The 21,332-nt window shown below is 68.6% G+C and carries 22 protein-coding genes; 12 read left to right on the top strand and 10 right to left on the bottom strand.

All coding sequences use genetic code 11. The features are described 5' to 3' along the window. Window positions 1-124: 124 nt before the first annotated feature. Together BLQ77_RS20250 and BLQ77_RS20245 are read right to left on the bottom strand one after the other, a co-directional pair. Window positions 125-2,422, bottom strand: a complete 2,298-nt coding sequence (locus tag BLQ77_RS20250; RefSeq protein ID WP_089962542.1) for a DEAD/DEAH box helicase — start codon at window positions 2,420-2,422, stop codon at window positions 125-127. Window positions 2,423-2,615: 193 nt separating this feature from the next. Next, window positions 2,616-3,650 (bottom strand): LacI family DNA-binding transcriptional regulator, encoded by a 1,035-nt coding sequence (locus tag BLQ77_RS20245; RefSeq protein WP_089962540.1) that lies wholly within the window; start codon window positions 3,648-3,650, stop codon window positions 2,616-2,618. 151 nt (window positions 3,651-3,801) lie between these two features. On the opposite strand from BLQ77_RS20245, the gene BLQ77_RS20240 reads away from it, so the two are divergent. Genes BLQ77_RS20240 through BLQ77_RS20215 form a run of 6 tightly spaced genes read left to right on the top strand, consistent with a single transcriptional unit; the run spans window position 3,802 to window position 9,684 of the window. Next, complete coding sequence (locus tag BLQ77_RS20240) at window positions 3,802-4,815, top strand: TRAP transporter substrate-binding protein (protein ID WP_089962538.1); 1,014 nt, start codon at window positions 3,802-3,804, stop codon at window positions 4,813-4,815. Further along, complete coding sequence (locus BLQ77_RS20235) at window positions 4,815-5,348, top strand: TRAP transporter small permease (protein ID WP_089962536.1); 534 nt, start codon at window positions 4,815-4,817, stop codon at window positions 5,346-5,348. The genes BLQ77_RS20240 and BLQ77_RS20235 overlap by 1 nt, the downstream gene beginning before the upstream one ends. Further along, the gene (locus BLQ77_RS20230; protein WP_089962534.1) at window positions 5,345-6,622 is read left to right on the top strand and encodes a TRAP transporter large permease; all 1,278 of its coding nucleotides are present in this window, start codon (window positions 5,345-5,347) and stop codon (window positions 6,620-6,622) included. Before BLQ77_RS20235 ends, BLQ77_RS20230 begins: the two co-directional genes overlap by 4 nt. Window positions 6,623-6,630: 8 nt before the next feature. Next, complete coding sequence (locus BLQ77_RS20225) at window positions 6,631-7,170, top strand: VOC family protein (RefSeq protein WP_089962531.1); 540 nt, start codon at window positions 6,631-6,633, stop codon at window positions 7,168-7,170. A gap of 8 nt (window positions 7,171-7,178) precedes the next feature. Then, entirely contained in the window at window positions 7,179-8,444 is a 1,266-nt protein-coding gene (locus tag BLQ77_RS20220) for a ribulose-bisphosphate carboxylase large subunit family protein (RefSeq protein WP_089962528.1), read from the top strand. A gap of 1 nt (window position 8,445) precedes the next feature. After that, a complete protein-coding gene (locus BLQ77_RS20215) occupies window positions 8,446-9,684 on the top strand; it encodes a four-carbon acid sugar kinase family protein (RefSeq protein ID WP_089962527.1) in 1,239 nt (412 codons plus the stop codon). Window positions 9,685-9,698: 14 nt separating this feature from the next. On the opposite strand, the gene BLQ77_RS20210 is transcribed toward BLQ77_RS20215, so the two are convergent. Both BLQ77_RS20210 and BLQ77_RS20205 read right to left on the bottom strand, forming a co-directional pair. Continuing rightward, complete coding sequence (locus BLQ77_RS20210) at window positions 9,699-10,106, bottom strand: type II toxin-antitoxin system VapC family toxin (RefSeq protein ID WP_089962523.1); 408 nt, start codon at window positions 10,104-10,106, stop codon at window positions 9,699-9,701. Further along, a complete protein-coding gene (locus BLQ77_RS20205; RefSeq protein WP_008887339.1) occupies window positions 10,103-10,345 on the bottom strand; it encodes a type II toxin-antitoxin system Phd/YefM family antitoxin in 243 nt (80 codons plus the stop codon). Before BLQ77_RS20205 ends, BLQ77_RS20210 begins: the two co-directional genes overlap by 4 nt. 243 nt (window positions 10,346-10,588) lie before the next feature. On the opposite strand from BLQ77_RS20205, the gene BLQ77_RS20200 reads away from it, so the two are divergent. Continuing rightward, window positions 10,589-11,155, top strand: a complete 567-nt coding sequence (locus BLQ77_RS20200) for an SDR family oxidoreductase (RefSeq protein ID WP_165617163.1) — start codon at window positions 10,589-10,591, stop codon at window positions 11,153-11,155. A 167-nt stretch (window positions 11,156-11,322) separates the two neighbouring features. Then, window positions 11,323-13,608 carry an arginine/lysine/ornithine decarboxylase gene (locus BLQ77_RS20195; protein ID WP_008887376.1) on the top strand — a complete coding sequence of 762 codons (2,286 nt, stop codon included), beginning with the start codon at window positions 11,323-11,325 and terminating at the stop codon, window positions 13,606-13,608. 54 nt (window positions 13,609-13,662) lie between these two features. Here the strand turns inward: BLQ77_RS20195 and BLQ77_RS20190 are convergent, their stop codons facing one another. From BLQ77_RS20190 to pedA1, 6 genes are all read right to left on the bottom strand, one after another. Further along, window positions 13,663-14,091 (bottom strand): cupredoxin domain-containing protein, encoded by a 429-nt coding sequence (locus BLQ77_RS20190; RefSeq protein ID WP_089962517.1) that lies wholly within the window; start codon window positions 14,089-14,091, stop codon window positions 13,663-13,665. 13 nt (window positions 14,092-14,104) lie between these two features. After that, the gene (locus tag BLQ77_RS20185; protein ID WP_242661787.1) at window positions 14,105-14,776 is read right to left on the bottom strand and encodes an ABC transporter ATP-binding protein; all 672 of its coding nucleotides are present in this window, start codon (window positions 14,774-14,776) and stop codon (window positions 14,105-14,107) included. Next, window positions 14,773-15,738, bottom strand: a complete 966-nt coding sequence (locus tag BLQ77_RS20180; protein WP_089962514.1) for an ABC transporter substrate-binding protein — start codon at window positions 15,736-15,738, stop codon at window positions 14,773-14,775. The genes BLQ77_RS20185 and BLQ77_RS20180 overlap by 4 nt, the downstream gene beginning before the upstream one ends. Before the next feature lie 71 nt (window positions 15,739-15,809). Then, window positions 15,810-16,064, bottom strand: coding sequence for a PepSY domain-containing protein (locus BLQ77_RS20175; RefSeq protein ID WP_089962512.1), 255 nt, complete (start codon window positions 16,062-16,064; stop codon window positions 15,810-15,812). 98 nt (window positions 16,065-16,162) lie between these two features. Then, window positions 16,163-17,134 carry a YVTN family beta-propeller repeat protein gene (locus tag BLQ77_RS20170; RefSeq protein ID WP_008887341.1) on the bottom strand — a complete coding sequence of 324 codons (972 nt, stop codon included), beginning with the start codon at window positions 17,132-17,134 and terminating at the stop codon, window positions 16,163-16,165. Between the two features lie 9 nt (window positions 17,135-17,143). Beyond that, window positions 17,144-18,331 carry a lanthanide ABC transporter ABC transporter substrate-binding protein PedA1 gene (gene pedA1, locus BLQ77_RS20165; protein WP_089962510.1) on the bottom strand — a complete coding sequence of 396 codons (1,188 nt, stop codon included), beginning with the start codon at window positions 18,329-18,331 and terminating at the stop codon, window positions 17,144-17,146. Window positions 18,332-18,491: 160 nt separating this feature from the next. Here pedA1 and BLQ77_RS20160 point away from each other — a divergent pair, with 160 nt between their 5' ends. The 4 genes from BLQ77_RS20160 to BLQ77_RS20145 are packed head-to-tail and all read left to right on the top strand — an operon-like array spanning window position 18,492 to window position 21,277. Next, window positions 18,492-18,983, top strand: coding sequence for a DUF3280 domain-containing protein (locus BLQ77_RS20160; protein WP_089962508.1), 492 nt, complete (start codon window positions 18,492-18,494; stop codon window positions 18,981-18,983). Next, a complete protein-coding gene (locus BLQ77_RS20155; RefSeq protein ID WP_089962506.1) occupies window positions 18,980-19,531 on the top strand; it encodes an SRPBCC family protein in 552 nt (183 codons plus the stop codon). The genes BLQ77_RS20160 and BLQ77_RS20155 overlap by 4 nt, the downstream gene beginning before the upstream one ends. Then, entirely contained in the window at window positions 19,515-20,483 is a 969-nt protein-coding gene (locus BLQ77_RS20150) for a Vgb family protein (protein WP_089962503.1), read from the top strand. Before BLQ77_RS20155 ends, BLQ77_RS20150 begins: the two co-directional genes overlap by 17 nt. Next, a complete protein-coding gene (locus BLQ77_RS20145; protein WP_089962501.1) occupies window positions 20,480-21,277 on the top strand; it encodes a quinoprotein dehydrogenase-associated SoxYZ-like carrier in 798 nt (265 codons plus the stop codon). The genes BLQ77_RS20150 and BLQ77_RS20145 overlap by 4 nt, the downstream gene beginning before the upstream one ends. Window positions 21,278-21,332: the final 55 nt, after the last annotated feature.

Raw genomic sequence — 21,332 nt, 5'->3', positions numbered from 1 at the left:
ATCCTCGGCGGCTGGGATGGCGGAGCGTCCCGCCAGCCCTAGCACCGGGCGCCTGTCCTGTTCCAGACGTCCCGGGCTGCGCGGGCAGAGAAAGCCTCTGCCCGGCGAGGTCGCGCGCGCAGGATCAGCGCTTGCCGCGGCGGGGCGGCTCGTTGCCGCCGGCCCCCGGCTTGCGCGGGGTGCGGGCGCCGGGCTTGGCGCCACCCGGCGGGGTGAAGCGGCGCGAGGCGTCGCGGGCGTCGGGCGCGGGACCGGCGGACTTGCCCTTGGGCTTGCTGTCGCCGAACTTGCCCTTGGGCTTGCGTGCGCCGTCGCCGGTCTTGCCACCGGGCTTGCCGTCACGCTTGGGCTTTCCGAACCCGCCATCACGCGCCTTGTCGGACTTCGGCTTGCCGAAGCCGCCATCCCGGGGCTTGTCCTTGCCGTAGCCACCCTCGCGCGGCTTGTCCTTGCCGTAGCCACCCTCGCGCGGCTTGTCCTTGCCGTAGGGCTTGTCGGACTTGGGCTTGCCGAAGCCGCCGTCACGCGGCTTGTCGGATTTCGGCTTGCCGAACTTGCCCTTGTCGCGCGGACCGTCGGAGGAACGCTCGCGCGCCGGGGCGCTGTCGCGCTTGTAGGCGGGGCGATCGTCGCGGCGCGGTGCATCGGCCTTCGGGGCCGGGCGCGGCTTGCGCTCGGGCGCGTCGTCGCTCACCGGGCCCTCGACGCGCGGAGCCATTTCCTCGGACGGGGCGGCGCTGGCCGAAGCCTCGCGCGGCTTGCGCGGACCACGGTCGTCGCGGCGGGGGTCACGGCCCTCGGGGCGCGGCCCGCGGCTGTCGCCTTTCGGCGGACGGCCGGCGCTGAAGGTGGGAACGCCCTCGACCAGACGCGCCGAGATGCCTTCCTCGAGCAGACCGCCCTCGCCCAGCGAGGCGACGAAGCCCTCGACGCTGGGCTCGGCGAGCTCGACGAAGGTTTCGGAATCCTGCACCCGGATGGCACCGATCGACGCCTTGTCGAGGTTGCCCGCGCGGCACAGCAGCGGCAGCAGCCAGCGCGCCTCGGCGCGGTTGTCGCGGCCGACCGAGAGCGTCACCCAACGGCTCGGGCCGAAATCGCGCGGCTCGCGCGCGGCGGGCTTCGTGTCCGGCGGCAGCAGTTCTTCGGCCGCGGCGTGGCGGGCCTGGTAAAGCCGCAGGTAGGCGGCCGCGATGACCTCGGGCTGGTGCAGCGCCAGCAGCTTCTCGGCGAAGGCGCCCTGCTCCTCGGTCAGCGGCTCGGACCAAACGGGATCGGCCAGCAGCCGCTCCTCGTCCTTGCGCTGGATGTCGTCGACCGAAGGCGCCACGGTCCATTCCGCCGAGATCTTCGCCCATTTCAGCAGGCGCTCGGCTTTCTTCGCCACCTTCGACGGCACGATCAGCGCCGAGATGCCCTTGCGCCCGGCGCGGCCGGTACGGCCCGAGCGGTGCAGCAGGGTCTCGGTGTTGGTCGGCAGGTCCGCGTGAATCACGAGGTTCAGGTTCGGCAGGTCGATGCCGCGCGCTGCCACGTCGGTGGCGACGCAGACCCGGGCCCGGCCATCGCGCATCGCCTGCAGCGCGTGGCTGCGCTCGGTCTGGCTCAGCTCGCCCGAGAGGCTCACCGTTGCCAGCCCACGGTTCGCGAGGCGGGCGGTCAGGCGGCTCACCGCGGCGCGGGTGTTGGCGAAGACGATGGCGCTTTCGTCGTCGTGGAAGCGCAGCAGGTTGAAGATCGCGTGCTCGACGTCCGACTGTGCCACGCGGATCGCCTGGTAGGAGATGTCGGCGTGCTGGCTGGCGCTGTCGACGGTGTTCACCCGGCGCGCGTCGCGCTGGTAGCTCTTCGCCAGCGTCGCGATCATCGGCGGCACGGTGGCCGAGAACAGCAGCGTGCGGCGGTCTTCGGGCGCCTCGCCCAGCATGAACTCGAGATCCTCGCGGAAGCCGAGGTCGAGCATCTCGTCGGCCTCGTCCAGGACCACGGCGCGGATCGCGCTCAGGTCAAGCGACTCTCGCTCGATGTGGTCGCGCAGACGGCCCGGGGTGCCCACGACGATATGCGCACCGCGCTCGAGCGCGCGCCGCTCCTGCCGCACGTCCATGCCCCCCACGCAGGAGGCAACCACGGCGCCGGTGCGGGCGAAGAGCCAGGTCAGCTCGCGCATCACCTGGAACGCAAGCTCGCGGGTCGGTGCGACCACCAGCGCCAGCGGCGCGGCGGCGGGACCGAAGCGGGTCTCGTCGCCCAGCAGCGTCGGCGCGATGGCGAGGCCGAAGCCCACGGTCTTGCCCGACCCGGTCTGGGCCGAAACCAGCAGATCCAGTCCCGCGAGTTCGGGTGCGATCACGGCCTCCTGGACGGGGGTAAGGGTGTCGTATCCGCGCTCGGAAAGCGCATCGGACAGGGGAGTGATCATAGTGAGAGAGTCCATGGAGAAGGTCGGCAGAGGGCCTGCCGGGCTGTGAGCCGTGGTGGGTCGCCGTACGCGACACGAAAAAACTGCCTTTAGCGGGAGTCGTCGCGAAAGTATATGCCCAATCTGCGGGAATTCGCAGATATTCCGGCGTTTGCCGCGGAATGCCACGCCAGCGGGCACGGCACGCGGGGGCTCAGGGCAGGTTCTCGCGGAAGTAGATGTCGAACTTGAGAGGGCGCGCGACAGGTGCCTGCTCCGACAGACAACGCAGCGCCCGGTCGACCAGCGCGTCGGGGTCCTGGTCAAAGATCACGTCCATCGCTCCTTCGACCACTGCCCGTCGCGTGTCGGGCGTGAGCCCGTGGCCGATGAACACCACCTCCAACCGGTCGCGCTCGCGCATGGCCCGGGTGATCCCCCCCGACGACCCGCCAACGTTGTAGATTCCCACGAGGTCCGGCGCCTGGTCGAACAGCCCCAGCGTGTGGCGATAGTTCTCGCCCGCGTCGTCGTGGCCCTCGCGCATGCCAACGACGCGAAGATGCGGGAACAACTCCTCGAGAATGCTGAGAAACCCCGCCTCGCGCTCGGAATGGGCCCGGTAGTGTCGCGAGCCCGCCACCAGCGCCACCGAGCCGCTCGGCTGTTTCGCGAGCCGCCCGATCAGCAGCCCGGCGGTGCGCCCCACGGCGCGGTTGTCGAGCCCCACATGCGGGATCTCGGGCAGGCTGCCGAGGTCCGAGACGATGGTCACCAGCCGCGTGCCGGCGGCGAGCACCTCGACCGCAGCCTCGCGCACGAGCGGGTGCTCGATGGCGAAGAAGGCGATTCCATCGGCCCAGCCGGCGTTGCGCCGGAGCGCCTCGGCGAGGGCCTGTGCGTTGAAGCTCTCGATGAAATAACAGCGCAGGAAGGGATCGTCCGGGGCCGAGCGTTCGACCCGCTCGCGCAGCTGATCGCCCAGCAGCCGCAGGTAGGGATTCGAGCCCGAGGGCAGCAGCACGACGATGTTGCGCGGCCGTTCGGCTTCGTAGAATCCGCCCTGCGTTTCGGTGAGATAGCCCAGCTCGCGGGCGATCTCGAGCACCCGCTGACGGGTGCGCTCCTTGACGCCCTTGCGGCGGTTCACCACCCGGTCGACCGTCGCGAGCGACACCCCCGCCCGTTCGGCGATGTCGGTCAGAAGCGGCCGAGCGCTTGCCGGGGCAGTTTCTGACTTGTCCCTCATGACACCTCAAAACCCATCATTAACTTTGCTTTGACCTATGCTGCTCCGGAATCTTAGACTTCGTCAATACATACTGAAAATTAGAGGTAACGCCGGAATATCTCCGGATGAGACCTCAGAATGCGTCAAAATTTCTTTGGGAGGAGATCAGATGCACAACGCCCCCGGACTGACCCGCCGCAGCCTGCTGCTGACCGGCGCAGGCGCCCTCGCGGCGCCCTTCATCGCGCGCCCGGCCTTGGCCGCGACGACGCTGCGCTACGGCCACAACAACGAGGTGGCCTCGGTCGCCGGCGCGCAGGCGGACTGGTTCGCCGAGGCGCTTGGTCAGACCTCGGGCGGCGACGTCACGGTGCAGGTCTTCCCCAACAGCCAGCTCGGCAAGCTGCAGGAACTGGCCGAGGCGGTGTCGCTCGGCACCATCGCCTTCTCGCACAACACCGCCGGCGCGCTCGGCTCGCTCTACCAGCCCTTCGCGGCGCTCGACACGCCCTACCTCTACCGTGACGTGGACCACCTGATGAAGGTGACCGACGTTGAAAGCCCGGTGATGCAGGAGCTGAACGAAGGCCTGATCGCCGCCGCCAACGTGCGGGTGATCTACGCCCACTACTTCGGCCGCCGCAACCTGACCTGCAACAAAGCGGTGATGTCGCCCGAGGATCTGGCGGGCGTGAAGATCCGCGCCGTGCCCTTCCCGATCTACACCACCGCGGTCGAGGGCATGGGCGCCGTGGCCGTGCCGGTCGACTGGTCCGAGGTGCCAACCGCGCTCGCCACCGGCGTCGTGCAGGGGCAGGAGAACCCTGTCAATGTGGTGCTCAACGTCAAGCTCTACGAGGTGCAGTCGCATCTCATGCTGACCGGTCACATGTCCAACGCCGAGGTCGTCGTGATGAACGAGGACGTCTGGCAGGACATGAGCGACAGCCAGAAGGACGCCGTGCGCGAGGCCGCCCGGATGACCCGGGAAAAGGCCACCAGGGCGATCCTCGACAACGAGGAGACCGAGACCCAGAAGCTGCGCGATCTCGGCATGACGGTGGTCGGCGAGGCCGAGGGCCTGCAGCTCGACGCCTTCCGCGCCTCGGTCAGCAAGCTGGTCGACGAGCGTTTCGGCAGCGAATACGGCGAACTCTACGCCAAGATCGACGCGGTCGCCTGATGGCACGGGAAACTCCGGGCCGCGCGTCACTCGCGCGGCTCGTCCAGTGCGGCATCTGGCTTGGCATGGCGTTGCTCGCGCTGATGGCCCTCCTCGTGGTGCTGCAGGTGGCGGCGCGCAACTTCCTCGACCTCGGGCTGCCCTGGGCGGACGAGCTGGCGCGGTTCTCGTGCATCGGGCTGGTGTTCCTGTCGGTGCCCTGCCTCGCCGGGCGCCAGGTGCTGGTCGCCGTGACGATGCTGCCCGACATGTCGCCCAAGGGCGTCCGCAAGGCGATGACGCTGATCGCCGACCTCGCCACGCTCGCCTTCGCCGTGCTGATGCTCTGGAGCTTCGCCGAGTTCCTGCCCCGCGCCGGCAAGTTCCTGACGCCCGCGATGCAGGTGCCGAACTGGGTCTACTACAGCCTCGCGCTCACCGGCAGCCTCTTCCTTGCCGCCGTAGCCCTCACCCGGGTCGTCTCGGCCCTGCGCGGACGGCTGCCCGGCGCCGCCTATCATGACAACCGGGACGAGACCGGACTACCCATATGAGCCTTCTCCTTCTGAGCATTTTCGCCGTGCTGCTGGCCCTCGGCGCACCGATCGCCGTGTGCCTCGGCCTGTCCTCCGCCGTGGTGATCGTCACCCAGGGCCTGCCGGTCTCGGTGCTGGCGCAGCGCAGCCTGAACGCGCTGGACAGCTCGCCGCTGCTGGCGGTGCCGCTGTTCATCTTCGCCGCCTCGCTGCTCAACGCGACCGGCGTGACCACCCACCTCTTCGACCTCGTGCGGATGATCTTCGGCCGCATCCGGGGCGCCGTGGCGCAGGTGAGCGTCTTCGTCTCGCTGATCTTCTCGGGCGTCTCCGGCGCGGCGCTGGCCGACATCGGCGCGCTGGGGGCGATCCAGATCAATCAGATGAAGGCACAGGGCTACCGCGAGGATTTCGCGGCCGGGCTCACCGTGGCAGCCGCCACCATCGGCCCGATCTTCCCGCCCTCGATCCCGATCATCATCTACGCGTCGGTCGCCAACGTCTCGGCTGTGAAGCTGCTGCTCGCGGGCATCGTCCCGGCCCTTCTGCTGACCGCGCTGCTGATGGCGCAGGTCGCCATCGTCGCCCGCGTCAAGGGCCTGCCCCGCGACGACGTCAGCGCCAGACCCCGCGACGTGGCGAAAAAGGCCGCGATCTCGTTCCCCGCGCTTTTGGCGCCGGTGCTGCTGATCGGCGGGCTGATGAGCGGCTACTTCGGGCCCACCGAGGTGGCGGGCGTGACCGTGGCCTATGCCATGCTGATCGGCATCTTCATCTACCGATCGCTCAACGGCCGGGCGATCCTCGAGGCGCTGCGCGACACGGTCGAGGCCACGGCGAACATCCTCTTCGTGGTCGCCACCGCCGCGCTCTTCGCCTGGGTTCTGACCCTGGACCAGGTTCCGATGAAGGCTTCGGCGCTGCTGCTCGGCCTCTCCGAGAACCCGCTGGTGCTGCTCCTGCTGGTCAACGTCCTGCTGCTGATCGTCGGCATGGTGCTCGAGAGCATCGCCGCCATCCTGATCATCGCGCCCATCGTGGCGCCGGCGCTGACCGCCGCCGGGGTGGATCCGCTGCAGCTGGGCATCGTCTTCGTGCTGAACCTGATGATCGGCCTGCTGACCCCGCCCGTCGGCATGAGCCTCTACATGATCACCATCATCACCAAGATGCCCATCTCCAAGGTGATCGCCGGGGTGATGCCCTTCTTCATCCCGCTGCTCCTGTCCCTGCTGGTGGTCTCCGCCGTACCTGCGCTGTCCACCTGGCTCCCCGAAAACCTGATGAACTGAGGTTCCCCATGAGCACCTTTCTTGGCCCAATCCGCCAGCTCGGCTACGTCGTCGACGACATCGAGGCGGGCATGAAATACTGGTCCGAGACCATGGGCGTGGGCCCGTGGTTCTACAATCCGCAGGTTCCGATCGAGGATTACCGCTTCGACGGCGAAAGCTACCAGCCGCACAACTCGGTGGCACTGGCGAACTCCGGCCCGATGCAGGTCGAGCTGATCCAGTGCCGCAACGACGTGCCGTCGATGTACCGCGACTACATGCAGAAGGGCCTGCGCGGCCTGCAGCACATGGCGTTCTGGACCAGGGACTACGACGCCGACCTGCAGATGATGCTGGACCGCGGCTTCACCGTGAAGATGTCGGGCTGCGTCGGCCAGAACGGCCGCTTCGCCTATTTCGCCGAAGAGCATCACCCGGGCACCTGCATCGAGCTCTCCGAGGTGCTGGGCCCCAAGGGCACCATGTTCGACATGATCCGCGACGCCTCCGAGGGCTGGGACGGCTCCGACCCGGTGCGGCCCTTCCCGGACCTGTCGAAGCTCTGAGGCCGGCGATGGAACGGATCGTCGCTGAATACCTGCTCGAGACCCCCTACCCGCCCGAAGACGTGGCAGCGATGATGGCGGGCGAGCAATCCTCGGGTACCTTCGTCCGCGTCGCGGGCGAGACCGACGAGCTGCGCGCCCGCGCCGCCGCCGAGGTGCTCTCGGTCGAGCTGCTGGAGGAGGCGGCGGCACCGACGTTGCACTCGGCCTACGTCGCCCGCAAGGCGCCCCCCGGCCCCTTCCGCCGCGCCCGCGTGCGCATCGCCTTCCCGACCGGCAACATCGGGCGCAACCTGCCGACGCTGGCAGCGACGGTCTCGGGAAACCTCTACGACATCGGCGAGATCACCGGGCTGAAGCTTGTGTCGCTCGATATCCCGGGGAGCTATCGCGCCCGCTACCCGCTGCCGGTCCACGGCATCGCCGGGACGCGCAGGATCCTCGGCGTCGCGGACCGACCGATCTTCGGCACCATCATCAAGCCCAACGTCGGCATGCGCCCGGTCGAGATCGCATCGCTGGTCGACCAGCTCTGCGCCGCGGGCGTCGACTTCATCAAGGATGACGAGGTCTGCGCCAATCCCGACATTGCGCCCCTGTCCGAGCGCGTGCCCGCCGTTATGGAGGTGATCCGCAACTGGGAGGACCGCACCGGGCGCCGGGTGATGATGGCCTTCAACATCACCGACGAGACCGACGCCATGCGCCGCCACGCCGATCTCGTCCGGGACGAGGGCGGCTCCTGCGTCATGGCAAGCCTCAACTGGTGCGGCCTCTCGGGGATGCAGACGCTGCGCGCCCACACCGATCTGGCGATCCACGCCCACCGCAACGGCTTTGGCGCCATGAGCCGCCATCCGCTTCTGGGCATGGGCTTCCAAGCCTACCACGCGCTCTACCGCCTCGCGGGGATCGACCACATGCACGTACACGGCATCGGCGGCAAGTTCGTCGACACCGCAGACGAGGTCACCGAGGCCGCCCGCGCCTGCCTGCAGCCGCTCTGCAAGGGCGGGCCCGCCGATGCGGTGATGCCCGCCTTCTCGTCAGGGCAATGGGCCGGGACCCTGCCGGAGACGCTGCAGGCGGCGCAGTCGCATGACCTGATGTTCATGTGCGGCGGCGGCATCCTCGCCCATCCCGGCGGGCCGCAGGCGGGCATTGCCTCGCTGCACGAGGCCAATGAAGTGCTGAAGGCGGGCCGCTCGCTGCAGGACGGCGCCATCGCCCACAAGGCGCTCGCCGGGGCGCTGGACTTCTTCGGGGCGCGCTGAGATGGGCGCACGGATCGTCTTCGTCGGCGACGACTTCACCGGCGCCTCGGACAGCCTCGCCACCTACGCGCGCGGCGGGCTGCGGACGCGGATGCTGATGTCGCCCCAGGCCGGGACCACCGGGCTCGACGTGCTGGGCCTGCCCACGGACCTGCGCTCGCTGCCGCCCGAGCGGGCGCGGACCGAGGTCGCCCGGCTCTGGCCCCGCATCGCCGCCGAGGCGCCCGGGGTGCTGCACCTCAAGGTCTGCTCGACCTTCGATTCCGCGCCGCATATCGGCTCCATCGGCGCGGTCGCACAGGCGCTGGCCGAGCGTTTCGCCCCCGACATCGTGGCGGTGATCGGCGGCCAGCCGAGCCTCGGGCGCTACTGCGTCTTCGGCAATCTCTTCGCGCGCGGGCCCGACGGCGCCGTTCACCGCAGCGACCGCCACCCGGTGATGAGCCGCCACCCGGTCACCCCGATGGGCGAGGCGGATCTTGCCCTGCATCTCGGGCGGCAGGGGCTGGAAGGGCTGTCGAAGCTCGGCCACGCCGAGCTTGCCGATACCGCAGGCTGCGTCGCGCGGTTCCGCGCCGGACCGGTGCTGTGCGATGCTGTTTCGGATACCGACCTTGCGCAGATCGGCGAGGCCCTGCGCGCGGCGGGCGGGCGGCAACTGCTGATCGGCGCCAGCTCCGTGGCCGAGATCCTCGGCGGTGACGCGAGCTCCACGCCGCCGGTCCCTGCCCCGCCGCCGCAGTCGTCGGGGCTGCTGTTCTTCGCGGGCAGCCGCTCGGCGGTGACGCAGGCGCAGGTGGGCAGGGCGCGGGCCTACCGCAAGCTGCCGCTGACGCCCGAGGCTTTGGCCTCGGCCGAGCCCGTCGAGACCGCCGCGAGGCTTCTGAAGGACGGCATCCCGGTGCTCGCGCACCTGCTGCCCGAGCTCGACTACGGGCTCAGCCCCGACGCGCTCGCCGACCGTTCCTGCGCGTTCATCGCGGCGGTGCTGGCGCGGGCCGAGATCGGCTATCTCGGGCTTGCGGGGGGCGACACCTCCAGCCGCATCTGCTCGGGGCTGGGGTTCGACACGCTCGACTACGAAAGCACGCTCGGGGCCGGGGTCAGCGTCTGCCGCGCCGGCCATCCCGACCCGCGCCGGGACCGGATGCGCATCCTGCTCAAGGGCGGGCAGATGGGGGCCGAGCATCTCTTCGACCGCTTCGCCGAGCGCGTCGGCGCAGGGATCGCCACCAGCTGAGCCCCAGTGCCGCGTCAGTCGAACGGGTTCACCACCCGCGCGCCCGTGGGCTCGAAATCCGAGACGTTGCCGGTGACCACGGCGGCGTCGCGCGCCAGCGCCTGCGCGGCGATCATCAGGTCCGCTCCGTTGTGACCGAGCCGCGCCGAGAGCTCCCCCCAGATCATCGCATCCGCGGCGTCGAACGCGAGCAGCCGGTCGGCGAAGACCGTCACCGTGCGCTCGAGCCAGAGCCGGAGGTCACGGGCGAAATCGGGGTTGCGCGGCTCCTGCAGGCGGATGCCACGCTCGATCTCGCCCAGCGTCACCACACTGAGATAGAGGTCGGTCTCGGCCTGCGCGCCCAGCCAGCGGGCGACCTGCGGCGCACGGTCGGCCCGACGCACCGCCGAGATCACGTTGGTGTCGAGGATGTGGATCAAAAGGTGACGTTCCGCGGCGCAACTTCGGCCCGGGGCAACTCGTCGCCCGGGAAGGCCATGAGGTGATCGGCAAAGCTCTCGCGGCGGGCCTGCGCGGCGTGGACCAGCCGGTGGTATTCCTCGGCCGAGACCACCACGACGGCGGGCTTGCCCCGGCGCGAGACCTCCTGCGGACGGCCGGCGAGCGCCGCGTCCACCACCGCGCTGAAGCGGTTCTTTGCATCTTGCAGGGTCAGCATGGGAGTCTCTCCTATCTAGCTATCTGGCTAGATAGTATCTCGAAACCCGTTCGTCAAGCAAGCCGCTCCGCAGCGCTGCCTGCAGATCTGCCGCAGGTCAGCATCCGCCCCATAACGCGCTTGATCTGTCAGATGTATTACAGCGCAGATTGCTTATCATATGATGGTTTGGCCATATTGTATGACATCATCAAGCTAAGGGCCCGGCCGCAACGCCACGCGATCAGACGGAGAGGACGCACCATGCTGAGCGTCGAGACCCGCCACGCCCGCGACATGTGGACCGAAGAACTGCGCGAGCATTTCATTGGCAAGCGCATGTTCCGCGACGGTGAAATCCGGCTGATCTACACCCATTGCGACCGCTTCAGCCTTGGCGGCGCGGTGCCCGCCGGCGGGGCGCTGACGCTCGACAAGGTCGAGGAGACCAGAACCCCAAGCTTCCTCGACCCCCGCGAGATGGCCATCGTCAACATCGCCTCGCTGCTGTCCTTCCAGGGCGGCATCCGGGTGCCGGCCTACACCGCCTCCAAGCACGGCGTCGCGGGGGTCACCAAGATCCTCGCCAACGAATGGGCGCCGCACCGGATCACCGTGAACGCCATCGCGCCGGGCTACATCGCCACCAACAACACCGAGGCGCTGCGCGACGACCCCGGGCGCTCGAAGGCCATCCCCGGGCGCATCCCGGCGGGCCGCTGGGGCGAGCCTTCGGACATCGGCGGCACCGCCGCCTTCCTCGCCTCGCCCGCGGCGACCGATGTCACCGGCGCCGTCATCAACGTCGACGGCGGCTGGCTGGCGCGCTGAACGACCCTTCCGGGCCCCGATGAGGGCGCGCCACCACCAGCGCGCCCTTTTTCGTGATCGCGCCGGGCTCTGCCAGCAGGAACCGCATGGCATCGGCCCTTGACGTTCGGGCGCCCGAACGATGAAAGGACAAGGACACTTCCCACGCCGGCCGAGAGGAGAGGCACATGAAGTTCCGTTTCCCCATTGTCATCATCGACGAGGATTTCCGCTCCGAAAACACCTCGGGGCTGGGCATTCGTGCGCTGGCCGAGGCCATAGAGAAAGAAGGCTTCGAGGTGCTGGGCGTCACCAGCTACGGCGACCTGTCGCAATTCGCGCAGCAGCAGAGCCGTGCCAGCGCCTTTGTCCTCTCGATCGACGACGAGGAGTTCACCCCCGGCCCCGATCTTGATCCGGCAGTGCTGAGCCTGCGCACCTTCATCGAGGAAGTGCGCTGGAAGAACGCCGACGTGCCGATCTACGTCTACGGCGAGACCAAGACCTCGCGGCACCTGCCCAACGACATCCTGCGCGAGCTGCACGGCTTCATCCACATGTTCGAGGATACGCCCGAGTTCGTCGCCCGCCACATCATCCGCGAGGCCAAGGGGTATCTCGAGGGCATCCAGCCGCCGTTCTTCAAGGAGCTTCTGGATTACGCCGAGGACGGGTCGTACTCGTGGCACTGTCCCGGCCACTCCGGCGGCGTGGCGTTCCTGAAATCGCCGATCGGACAGATGTACCACCAGTTCTACGGCGAGAACATGCTGCGCGCCGACGTCTGCAACGCGGTCGAGGAACTGGGCCAGCTGCTCGACCACAACGGCGCCATCGGCGCCTCCGAGCGCAACGCCGCGCGGATCTTCAACGCCGATCACTGCTTCTTCGTGACCAACGGCACCTCGACCTCGAACAAGATGGTCTGGCACCACACCGTGGCGCCCGGCGACGTGGTCGTCGTGGACCGCAACTGCCACAAGTCGATCCTGCATTCGATCATCATGACCGGCGCGATCCCTGTGTTCTTGCGCCCGACGCGGAACCACTTCGGCATCATCGGCCCGATCCCGCATTCCGAGTTCGAGCCCGAGACCATCAAGGCCAAGATCCGCGAGAACCCGCTGCTCGAGGGCTATGACGCCGACGCGGTGCAGCCGCGGATCATGACGCTGACCCAGTCGACCTACGACGGGGTTCTCTACAACACCGAAGAGATCAAGCGGATGCTCGACGGCTGGGTCGAAAACCTGCACTTCGACGAGGCATGGCTGCCGCACGCGGCCTTCCACCCGTTCTACGGCAGCTACCACTCGATGGGCCGCAAGCGGGGCCGCACCAAGCACTCGGTGACCTATGCCACCCAGTCGGTGCACAAGCTGCTCGCCGGCATCAGCCAGGCCAGCCACGTGCTGGTGCAGGACAGCGAGGAGACCAAGCTCGACCGGCACCTCTTCAACGAGAGCTACCTGATGCACACCTCGACCTCGCCGCAATACTCGATCATCGCGAGCTGCGACGTGGCGGCGGCGATGATGGAGCCTCCGGGCGGCACCGCGCTGGTGGAGGAAAGCCTCGACGAGGCGCTCGATTTCCGCCGGGCGATGCGCAAGGTCGACGAGGAATACGGCAACGACTGGTGGTTCAAGGTCTGGGGCCCTGACCAGCTGGCCGAGGAAGGCATCGGCCGCACCCGCGACTGGGAGCTCAAGAAGACCGACAGCGAGGGCGTCGAGAGCTCGGGCGCGGATGCGTGGCACGGCTTCGGCGACATGGCGCCGGGCTTCAACATGCTCGACCCGATCAAGGCGACGATCATAACACCTGGGCTCGATATCGAGGGCAACTTCGGCGACACCGGCATTCCCGCCTCGATCGTGTCGAAGTACCTGACCGAGCATGGCGTGGTGGTCGAGAAGACCGGGCTTTACAGCTTCTTCATCATGTTCACCATCGGCATCACCAAGGGCCGCTGGAACACCCTGCTGGCGGCGCTGCAGCAGTTCAAGGACGACTACGACAAGAACCAGCCGCTGTGGCGGGTGATGCCCGAGTTCTGCGCCAAGCAGTCGCGGTACGAGAAGATGGGGCTCTACGATCTCTGCCAGCACGTGCACGCGCTTTACGCCAAGTACGACGTGGCGCGGCTGTCGACCGAGATCTACCTCAGCGATCACCGCCCGGCGATGACGCCCTCGGATGCCTTCGCGCATATTGCGCGGCGCAAGACCGAGCGGGTCGCCATCGACGATCTCGAGGGCCGCGTGACCACCAGCCTCGTGACCCCCTACCCGCCGGGCATCCCGCTGCTGATCCCGGGCGAGGTGTTCAACACCAAGATCGTCGACTACCTGCGCTTCAACCGCGAGTTCGCGCGCGAATGCCCGGGCTTCGAGACCGACATCCACGGTCTGGTGGTGGAAACCGGCGAGGACGGGCAGACCCGCTACTTCGCCGATTGCGTCGGCGAATGAGCTCTGCCGCGGGGGCGCGTGTCATGCGCGCCCCCGCGGATTTCGACGCGCGGTCTACTGGATCGTGATGTCGACGCGCTGGCTCTCGCCCTTGGAGCCGGGGATCTTGAGGAAATACTGGCCGGGCTTGATCGCCAGGAACTCGATTTCCATGGTGCCCTCCTCGTCGAACTCGACGGATTCCAGCCCGAAGGGACGGATCTCGAGCCCGTTCACCACCACCTCGTTAACCCAGATCGCGCGGAAAAAGCCCGAGCCCTCGAGCGCCAGCTCGCCGGTGCCGTCGGCCTCGATCTCGAGCTCGTAGAGCATCCCGGACTTGAGCGCGATCGGCCCGTCGGTCAGCGGCTTGCCCACCGAGAGCGTGATGCCGGGCATCTCGCCCTTGTTGGAATTCGACAGGACGCCGGCAAAGCCGAACTCGTGGGCGCTGGCGGGAATGGCAAGCACGGCGAGCGCGGCCGCGAAAAGCGGTGCCTTCATGGAATGACCTCCTTCAGATCGGATGGGGGGTAAGCGTGGCGGGGGTGCCGCGCAGTTCGAGCACCCGGCTGGCAAGGCGGTCGGCCTCGGCTCTGGCATGGGTGACGAAAATGGTCGCCGGGCGCTGCTCGGCGATGAGATCCTCGGCCAGCGACAGCATGGCATTAGCAAGCCTGGGGTCGAGCGAGACGAAGGGCTCGTCCATGATCAGCATCCGGGGCCGCCCGGCAAAGGCGCGGGCCAGCGCCAGCCGCCGCTGCTGGCCGAGCGAGAGCGCACGCGGAAAGGCGTCCTCGCGGCCCTTGAGCCCGACCCGGTCGAGCGCCGCGCGGGCCTCACTGGGGGTCAGGCCGGGATGCACCAGCAGCAGGTTCTGAAGCGCCGAGCGCCACGGTAGCAGGGTCGGCTCCTGGAACACCATGGCCATCTCCTCGGGACGCTGGACGCTGCCGTCGAAATCGCGGTCGAGACCGGCGACGATGCGCAGAAGCGTCGACTTGCCGATCCCCGACGGCCCCAGCAGGGCCACCGTCTCGCCGCGCGACACCGAGAAATGCACGTCGCGCAGCACCTGCGTGCGCCCGAAGTGCTTGGCGCGGACGTCCACGCGGATCGCCCCCTCCTCGTGCCTGAGCGGGCGCAGGGGCACCACGCGCGCCCCGTCCTGCCGTATCCCGGGCGTCATTGCACCTCCACGAAGAGCCCCTCGGGCAGGCTGGTGGCCGAGCCAACGAGCTCGGCGCCGCCGAGATCTGCCATCAGCGACAGCTGCTTGTCGGCCGCCGCCCCGTCCACCGGGCCGCGCGCGGGGATGCCAGCGATCCAGTCGGTGCGGAGTTGCTCGAACTCGGCGTCGCTGCCGGCGTTCATCTGCGGGCGCAGCGCCTCCCACGCGGCGTCATCGCCCGAAAGCAGGTCCTTGGCCTCGCGCGAGGCTTCGTAGAAGGCCTGTGCCAGCCCGGGGTTCGCCTCGAAGAACGACGACTTGAAGTAGTAGCCCAGCAGCGGCACGTCCGGGTCGAGCCCCAGCGCCTCGGCGGCGGTCTCGACAGAGACCAGCTCGCGCATGCCCTCGGCCTTCATCTTGGCGAGGAAGTGCCAGAAGTTGATTGCCCCGGCATAGTCGCCGCCAAGCCCCGACTTGAAGATCAGCGGCGGTGCGCCGAAGACCTGCTCGGTCTCGGCCTTCAGGTCCATGTCATATTCCTGTGCCGCGTAGGCGCGCAGGATCAGCCAGCTCTTGTCGAGCGGCCCGCCCGCGATGCCGATCTTGCCACCGGCGATGTCGCGGAGCGTCTCGGCCCCGGAGTCCTGCGGCACCACCAGCCCGCCCACGGCGCGGGAATAGGGGATCACCACGTAATCCCTGCCCTCTGCGCGCTGGCGGGCGACCCAGATCCAGTCGGCCACCGCCATGTCGGCCTCGTCGCCCTCGACCGCAATGCGGGTGGCGCCGTTGTCGGCGTAGGGCTGCATCTCGAGATGGAAGCCGTGCTTCTCGTCGAGCCCCATCTCGGTGATGGTCGACAGCTCCCAGTTCACGGTGCCGATCTTGAGCGTCGCGGCCCGGATCACCGGCAGGTCCTGCGCGACGGCGCCGGCCGCGATTACGCAGCCGGCGACGAGTGCTGCAACGAATGTCTTCATGGTCCCCTCCCCCCAAAGGCGCGCCTGCCGTCGTGCCGACGGCCCCGCGCGCCGGGGCCGCCGCGCCGCCGTCATTCCGCCCGCCGGTTCACCTCGTTGAATTCGGCGTCGAGCTCGATGTCGAACTGCCCGGTGCCCTCGCAGATCACGTCGTCGAGGTCGTAGCCGCCCTCGTCGGTCATCTCGATGTCGTCCGGATCGACCTCGCATCTCATCTCGGTCAGCTTGGCAGCGATCTTCTCCTTGGCCTCGTCCGAGACCATGTCGTCGGCCATCGCCGGTGCCGCCAGGCACAGCGCGACCAGCGCGATTGCCAGTGTCCTCATGTCGTCTTTCCTCCCGTTGGCGGCAGCGCCGCCGTTGCCTCGACCTTCCGGTGTCTGCCACGCCCGGTCCATTCGACCAAAGGCGAAGGTGGCCCGGATCAGTTCGGTGTGATCGCCACGCCCCACGGCTGCTGGCCGACCTGCACCGACTTGATCGCTTCTTCCTTTTCGACGTCGATCACCGTCACGTCGTTGGAATTCCCGTTGGTGGTGACGAGGAACTTCTCGTCGGGGGTGAAGGCCATCTGCCAGACCCGTTGCCCCACCATGATGTAGTCGATCACCTCAAGGCTCTCGCCGTCGATCACCGCCACGCGGTTGGCCGGCCCCAGCGCCACGAAGATGCGGCTGCCGTCCTGCGTGGTCCTGATGCCCACGGGCTGCAGCCACTCGGGCAGCACCCCCGGCACCTCGAAGCCGATCTTCTGGCGCAGGGTCGGGGTGCCGTCCTCGGCGATGTCGATGACGCTCACCGTGCCGCCGATCTCGGCGCTGACGTAGAGCCGGGTGCCATCGGCGGTGTATTCCGCGTAGCGCGGCCGCTGGTCGACGAGCACGTTGTGCTTGATCTCGTAATCCTCGGTCGAGATGAAGTGCGCCATGTTGGTGGTCTCGGAGGTGTTCACCACCCACTTCGTGTCGGGCGAGATCGCCATGCCCTCGGGCTCCACCCCCACCGGCACCTCGGCAAGGATGCTGTGGCTCTCGGTGTCCGTCACCGTCACCAGGTTGTCGTCCTCGTTGGCGGTATAGAGCGGGTTGCCCGAGGGATGGATCACGAAGAGCTCGGGGTCCGGGCCCGAGGGCAGCGTGTAGAGCTCTTCATAGCTCGCGGTGTCGAAGACCCGCACCGTGTCGTCGTCCGAGGCGCAGACATAGAGCAGCGTCCCGTCCGGCGAGAGCGTGATGCCGCGCGGCCGGTTGCCGCCGGGAAACTCCTCGAGCACCTCCCAGGTCTCGGTGTCGAGCACGGTGATGGTGTTGCCGCGCTCGTTCGAGACAAAGGCCTTGCCGGCGAAGGCACCGGAAGCGGCGAGGCAGAGCGTGGCGGTCAGAAGCGGTCGGATCATGTCGGTCCCCTAGTCGAAGGCGGTGCAACTGGACTCGGGACGGTCGAGCCCGAGGGTATCAAGCGGAGAGACCTGGTGCAGGAACCCCTCCTGCGGGCTCACGCTCACGGTGATGCGCCCGTCGTAAAGCAGGATCGGCTGCCGGAGCTGGCCGTTCCACGGGCGGAAGGTGACCTTCTGCCCCTTGAAGGCGGCGAGTTCGAAGGCGTCCGAGAGCACGTACGTCTCGATCTTCGCGGGATCGGCCGAGCCGGTGCGGGTCACCGCCTCGCCCAGCACCCGAAGGGCCAGCCAGGTGTTGTAGTCCTCTTCCTGCACGTGGCGGCGGGCGAGCTTCTCGAAGCGGGTCTGGAACTGCGTCGCGCCCCAGGCCTCGTGGGCGCCGTGCATGGTGACGGGGCGCAGCCCGGCGCTGCCCATCACCGGGCGCGGCGTCCAGAGGTGATACGGCAGGTAAGCGGCGAAATAGTCGGTGGCGTCGGCGGCGATCACCACGTCATGCGGCTCGGTCCGCTGCATGAAGGTCGGCAGCTGGCGCTGCACCAGCACGTGGCCGCTGTCAGTGCGGCGAGATCCGCCTGTGTCCTCGAACTCGCGCTCCTCGACGATCTGCGCACCGAACTTGCGGGCGGCGTGGCGGTAGGCCTCGGCCAGCGCACGGTCGGCGGGGTTCGAGCCCGAGACCAGCAACCAGCGCTTCCACTGCTTCCAGACCGCGAACTGGGCCACTGCCTCGGCCTGCATGGCGTAGGAGGGCGCGATGTGCAGGAGGTTGGCACGGCAGCTCTCGCTGCGCAGGTCCACGTCCGCGGCGCGGGCGTTGAACACCAGCGCGCCGGCCTCGGCCGCCTGGTCCGACAGCGCCGCCAGTTCCTCGCGCATCGCGTCCACGACGATGTAGCGGACGCCGTCGTCGAGCAGCCCGGCCAGCGCCTCGGTCGCGCCCTCGGGCGGCACCGCGAGGGTCGTGGTCTCGAAGCTGTGGCCCATGAAGCGCCCGGTGGTGGCGTTGTCCTCGTCCGCGAGCACCGCCCCGGCGAAGGCCAGATCGTCCGGGCGCAGGTCGTAGCGCGAGATCGGCAGCAGCGCGGGGTAATCCACCCGCAGCACGCCCGCCCGCACGTCGACCGCCTCGGCGCCGCCTGCGATGACGGCAAGACAGGCCGCTGCCAGCAGCGGCACGATCCTCTTGGACACGATCTTCCTCCCATGATCTGGACGGTACCTCCCAGCCCGTCCACGGCCCGAAACCTCGATCCTCGCGCAGTTTCTGCCAACCGATACTTCCGGATCGGTTGCAGTCATGACGGTAGCGGCGGCACCATTGTTCGCGACTCTTAATTTCTAAGAAGATGTGATGCTTAGCCGCGCAACCCTTCTGATCCTGGCGCTCTCCGGCCCTGCCACGGCCGGCGAGACGGTAGCGTTCTTCGGGATCACCTTCCTCGACAGCTCGCTGCAGACCGCCGAGCTGGGGCAGGATCCCGCGGAAATCGCCCGCATCGCCATGCTCGAGGATCTGGTGCGCACGCGGTTCACCGCCGAGGGCTACGAGTTCGCCGATCTGGAGCCGGTCGCCACCGAGCGCGACCGGATCGTCAACCCCGCCAAGTGCTACGGCTGCGACACCCGCATGGCCACCAAGCTCGGGGCGGACTACTCGCTGGTGGGAGAAGTGCAGAAGGTCTCGAACCTGATCCTGACCATGAACCTGCAGATGCGCAGCGCCGAGACCGGCGACATGGTGAAGGGACGCGTCGTCGACATCCGGTCCAACACGGACGAGAGCTGGCGGCGCGGCATGAGCTACATTCTCGACAACACGTTCTTCAAGGAGGAGGAAGAATGAACAGACGAACCCTGCTGATGACGGGGGCGGCCGCGGCGCTGCTTCCCGGCGCGGCGCTGGCCCACGGGCCGACCCGCCAGAAGCTGACGACGAGCGTCGAGGTCGCGGCCGAACCCGCCGATGTCTGGGCCGTGATCGGCGATTTCCAGGACATGAGCTGGCATCCGGCCGTGGTCTCGCAGACCGGCGAAGGCGGCAACGAGATCGACGCCACCCGCGTGCTCTACCTCTCGGACCAGGGCGATGCGGGCCCGAAGATCGCCGAGGTGCTCTACAAGTACGACGCGTCGAAGATGACCTATTCCTACCGCATCACCGATGTCGCGGTGGAAGTGCTGCCGGTGACCAACTACTCGTCGCATCTGACGGTGACGGCGCGGGACGGCGGCGGCTCGGTGGTCGAGTGGCGCGGCGCCTTCTACCGCGGCTATCCCAACAACGATCCGCCCCCCGAGCTCAGCGACGAGGCGGCGCTGGAAGCGGTCGGCGGGGTCTACAAGGCCGGGCTCGACGCGCTGGTCGAGCGCTTCGGTGCGCCCGCGTCCTGACGCCCCCGCGGGCCTCGCGCTCGCCCTCGCGATGGCCGCTGCCGCGCTTCCCGCGGCGGCGGACACCGGCTTCGTAACCTGCCAGAACGGCGACGCGCTGAGCGTCCTCGACCTTGTCACCGGCGAGGAGCGCGCCCGCTGGAGCGTTCCCGGAAAGCCCGCGGGCGTGGCAGTGGTCCCCGACGGGGATGTCTTCGTCGTGTCGCCGGGCAGCAAGCAGGTGCGCCGCTATTCGACCGCGGGCGAAGTGCTGGCCGAGACCCGGCTCGACGGCGGCCCGATCGGCGTCGCCGTTGACCCGGCCCGGGGCCGGATCTTCGTCTCGGACTGGTACAACGCCCGGCTCTGGGTGCTCTCGTCCGAGACGCTCGAGACGCTGGCCACCCTGCCCGCCGATGCCGCCCCCGCCGGGCTGGCCGTGTCGCCCGACGGCGCATGGCTCGCCGCGGCCGAGCGCGACGCCGACGCGGTGCGGATCTACCACACCGAAACGCTCACAGTCGCCCGGGTGGTGGGCGTCGGCACCCGCCCCTTCGGCCTCGGCTTCGCCCCCGACGGGCGGCTCTTCGTGGGCAACGTCGGCAGCAACGACGTCACGGTGCTCGACGCGCCCTTGGGCGAGGTGCTTGCCACCCTTCCGGTGGGCGATCGCCCCTACGGCGTCGGGTTCGCTGCCGGTCGCGCGTTTGTCACCAACCAGTACGCCAGCACCGTGACGGTGTTCGACTTGGGCGACCTCAGCGCGCTGGCGACCATCGACGTGGGCGAGTACCCCGAGGGCATCGCCGCGACCGGCGACGGGCATGTGGCCGTTGCCAACTGGTTCGACAACAGCCTCAGCCTGATCGACGCCCGCACGCTCGAGGTCACCGCCACCTACGAGACTTGCGACGGCCCCCGCGCCTTCGGCGCGTTCATCCTGCCCGGAAACCCGCCTGGAGTCCTGCCATGAAGATGTCGCTCGCGCTGCTGCTCGGCCTTGCCGCCGGAACCGCCTCGGCCGGCGAGGCCTGGGACTCGATCCGGGACCAGCTCTACGGCGCCCGCCCGATGCTGCCCGGCGACGGGGTGATCGCGCTTGACACGCCCTACCGCACTGCCAATGACTCGCGCACCGACATCGCGGCGCAGGTGGCGGCACCCGACGGCGCCGCGATCGCCGCCGTTTCGGTGGTGATCGACGAGAACCCGATGCCGGTCTCCGCGGTCTTCGCGCTGAGGCAGCCGCAGCCGCGGTTCTTCTTCGAGACCACCTTCCGCATCAACGGCCCGACCCCGGTGCACGTGATCGCCGAGACCACCGACGGGCGGCTTTTCGTCACCGAGGCCTACGTGAAGACCTCGGGCCAGGGTGCCTGCGCCGCGCCCCCCGGAAGCGACCCGGAGGAAGCGCTGGCGACGCTCGGAGACATGGTGCTCTCGGTCACGCGGGACGAGGACCTGCGCGACCGGCTGGCCGGCCTGACGCAGGGCCCGCGGCGGCTCGACGTCGACATCTCGCACCCGTCGCATTCGGGCATGCAGATGGACCAGATCACCCTGCTCTTCATTCCCATGCGCTACGTCGAGACCCTGGACATCGCCACCGACGGCGGCGGCTATGTCGAGATGACCGGCAGCATCTCGCTTTCGGAAAACCCGCAGATCAGCCTCTCGGTCCCAGGCGCCACCCGACGCGTCGGGGTGACGATGACCGACACCTCGGGGACCGTCACGACCGCGGAGAAGGACCTCGCGGGGTACTGAGATTTTCGAATGGAGGTCAGGGAAGACGGGGGCGCTGCCCCCTCGGCGCTTTGCG

Source organism: Salipiger thiooxidans, from assembly GCF_900102075.1.
In the GTDB taxonomy this organism is placed as follows: domain Bacteria; phylum Pseudomonadota; class Alphaproteobacteria; order Rhodobacterales; family Rhodobacteraceae; genus Salipiger; species Salipiger thiooxidans.
The sequence above is the reverse complement of the archived record's forward strand: the minus strand, read 5'-3'. Positions and strand labels throughout refer to the sequence as shown.

What these genes read in the sequence shown, in the direction of transcription:
- BLQ77_RS20245 (WP_089962540.1), bottom strand. Translation starts at nt 3,650, where the DNA reads ATGAGGGACAAGTCAGAAACTGCCCCGGCAAGCGCTCGGCCGCTTCTG.
- BLQ77_RS20185 (WP_242661787.1), bottom strand. Translation starts at nt 14,776, where the DNA reads ATGACGCCCGGGATACGGCAGGACGGGGCGCGCGTGGTGCCCCTGCGC.
- BLQ77_RS20250 (WP_089962542.1), bottom strand. Translation starts at nt 2,422, where the DNA reads ATGATCACTCCCCTGTCCGATGCGCTTTCCGAGCGCGGATACGACACC.
- BLQ77_RS20170 (WP_008887341.1), bottom strand. Translation starts at nt 17,134, where the DNA reads ATGATCCGACCGCTTCTGACCGCCACGCTCTGCCTCGCCGCTTCCGGT.
- BLQ77_RS20180 (WP_089962514.1), bottom strand. Translation starts at nt 15,738, where the DNA reads ATGAAGACATTCGTTGCAGCACTCGTCGCCGGCTGCGTAATCGCGGCC.
- BLQ77_RS20145 (WP_089962501.1), top strand. Translation starts at nt 20,480, where the DNA reads ATGAAGATGTCGCTCGCGCTGCTGCTCGGCCTTGCCGCCGGAACCGCC.
- BLQ77_RS20230 (WP_089962534.1), top strand. Translation starts at nt 5,345, where the DNA reads ATGAGCCTTCTCCTTCTGAGCATTTTCGCCGTGCTGCTGGCCCTCGGC.
- BLQ77_RS20190 (WP_089962517.1), bottom strand. Translation starts at nt 14,091, where the DNA reads ATGAAGGCACCGCTTTTCGCGGCCGCGCTCGCCGTGCTTGCCATTCCC.
- BLQ77_RS20195 (WP_008887376.1), top strand. Translation starts at nt 11,323, where the DNA reads ATGAAGTTCCGTTTCCCCATTGTCATCATCGACGAGGATTTCCGCTCC.
- BLQ77_RS20160 (WP_089962508.1), top strand. Translation starts at nt 18,492, where the DNA reads ATGCTTAGCCGCGCAACCCTTCTGATCCTGGCGCTCTCCGGCCCTGCC.
- BLQ77_RS20235 (WP_089962536.1), top strand. Translation starts at nt 4,815, where the DNA reads ATGGCACGGGAAACTCCGGGCCGCGCGTCACTCGCGCGGCTCGTCCAG.
- BLQ77_RS20225 (WP_089962531.1), top strand. Translation starts at nt 6,631, where the DNA reads ATGAGCACCTTTCTTGGCCCAATCCGCCAGCTCGGCTACGTCGTCGAC.
- BLQ77_RS20220 (WP_089962528.1), top strand. Translation starts at nt 7,179, where the DNA reads ATGGAACGGATCGTCGCTGAATACCTGCTCGAGACCCCCTACCCGCCC.
- BLQ77_RS20240 (WP_089962538.1), top strand. Translation starts at nt 3,802, where the DNA reads ATGCACAACGCCCCCGGACTGACCCGCCGCAGCCTGCTGCTGACCGGC.
- BLQ77_RS20175 (WP_089962512.1), bottom strand. Translation starts at nt 16,064, where the DNA reads ATGAGGACACTGGCAATCGCGCTGGTCGCGCTGTGCCTGGCGGCACCG.
- BLQ77_RS20215 (WP_089962527.1), top strand. Translation starts at nt 8,446, where the DNA reads ATGGGCGCACGGATCGTCTTCGTCGGCGACGACTTCACCGGCGCCTCG.
- BLQ77_RS20200 (WP_165617163.1), top strand. Translation starts at nt 10,589, where the DNA reads ATGCTGAGCGTCGAGACCCGCCACGCCCGCGACATGTGGACCGAAGAA.
- BLQ77_RS20205 (WP_008887339.1), bottom strand. Translation starts at nt 10,345, where the DNA reads ATGCTGACCCTGCAAGATGCAAAGAACCGCTTCAGCGCGGTGGTGGAC.
- BLQ77_RS20155 (WP_089962506.1), top strand. Translation starts at nt 18,980, where the DNA reads ATGAACAGACGAACCCTGCTGATGACGGGGGCGGCCGCGGCGCTGCTT.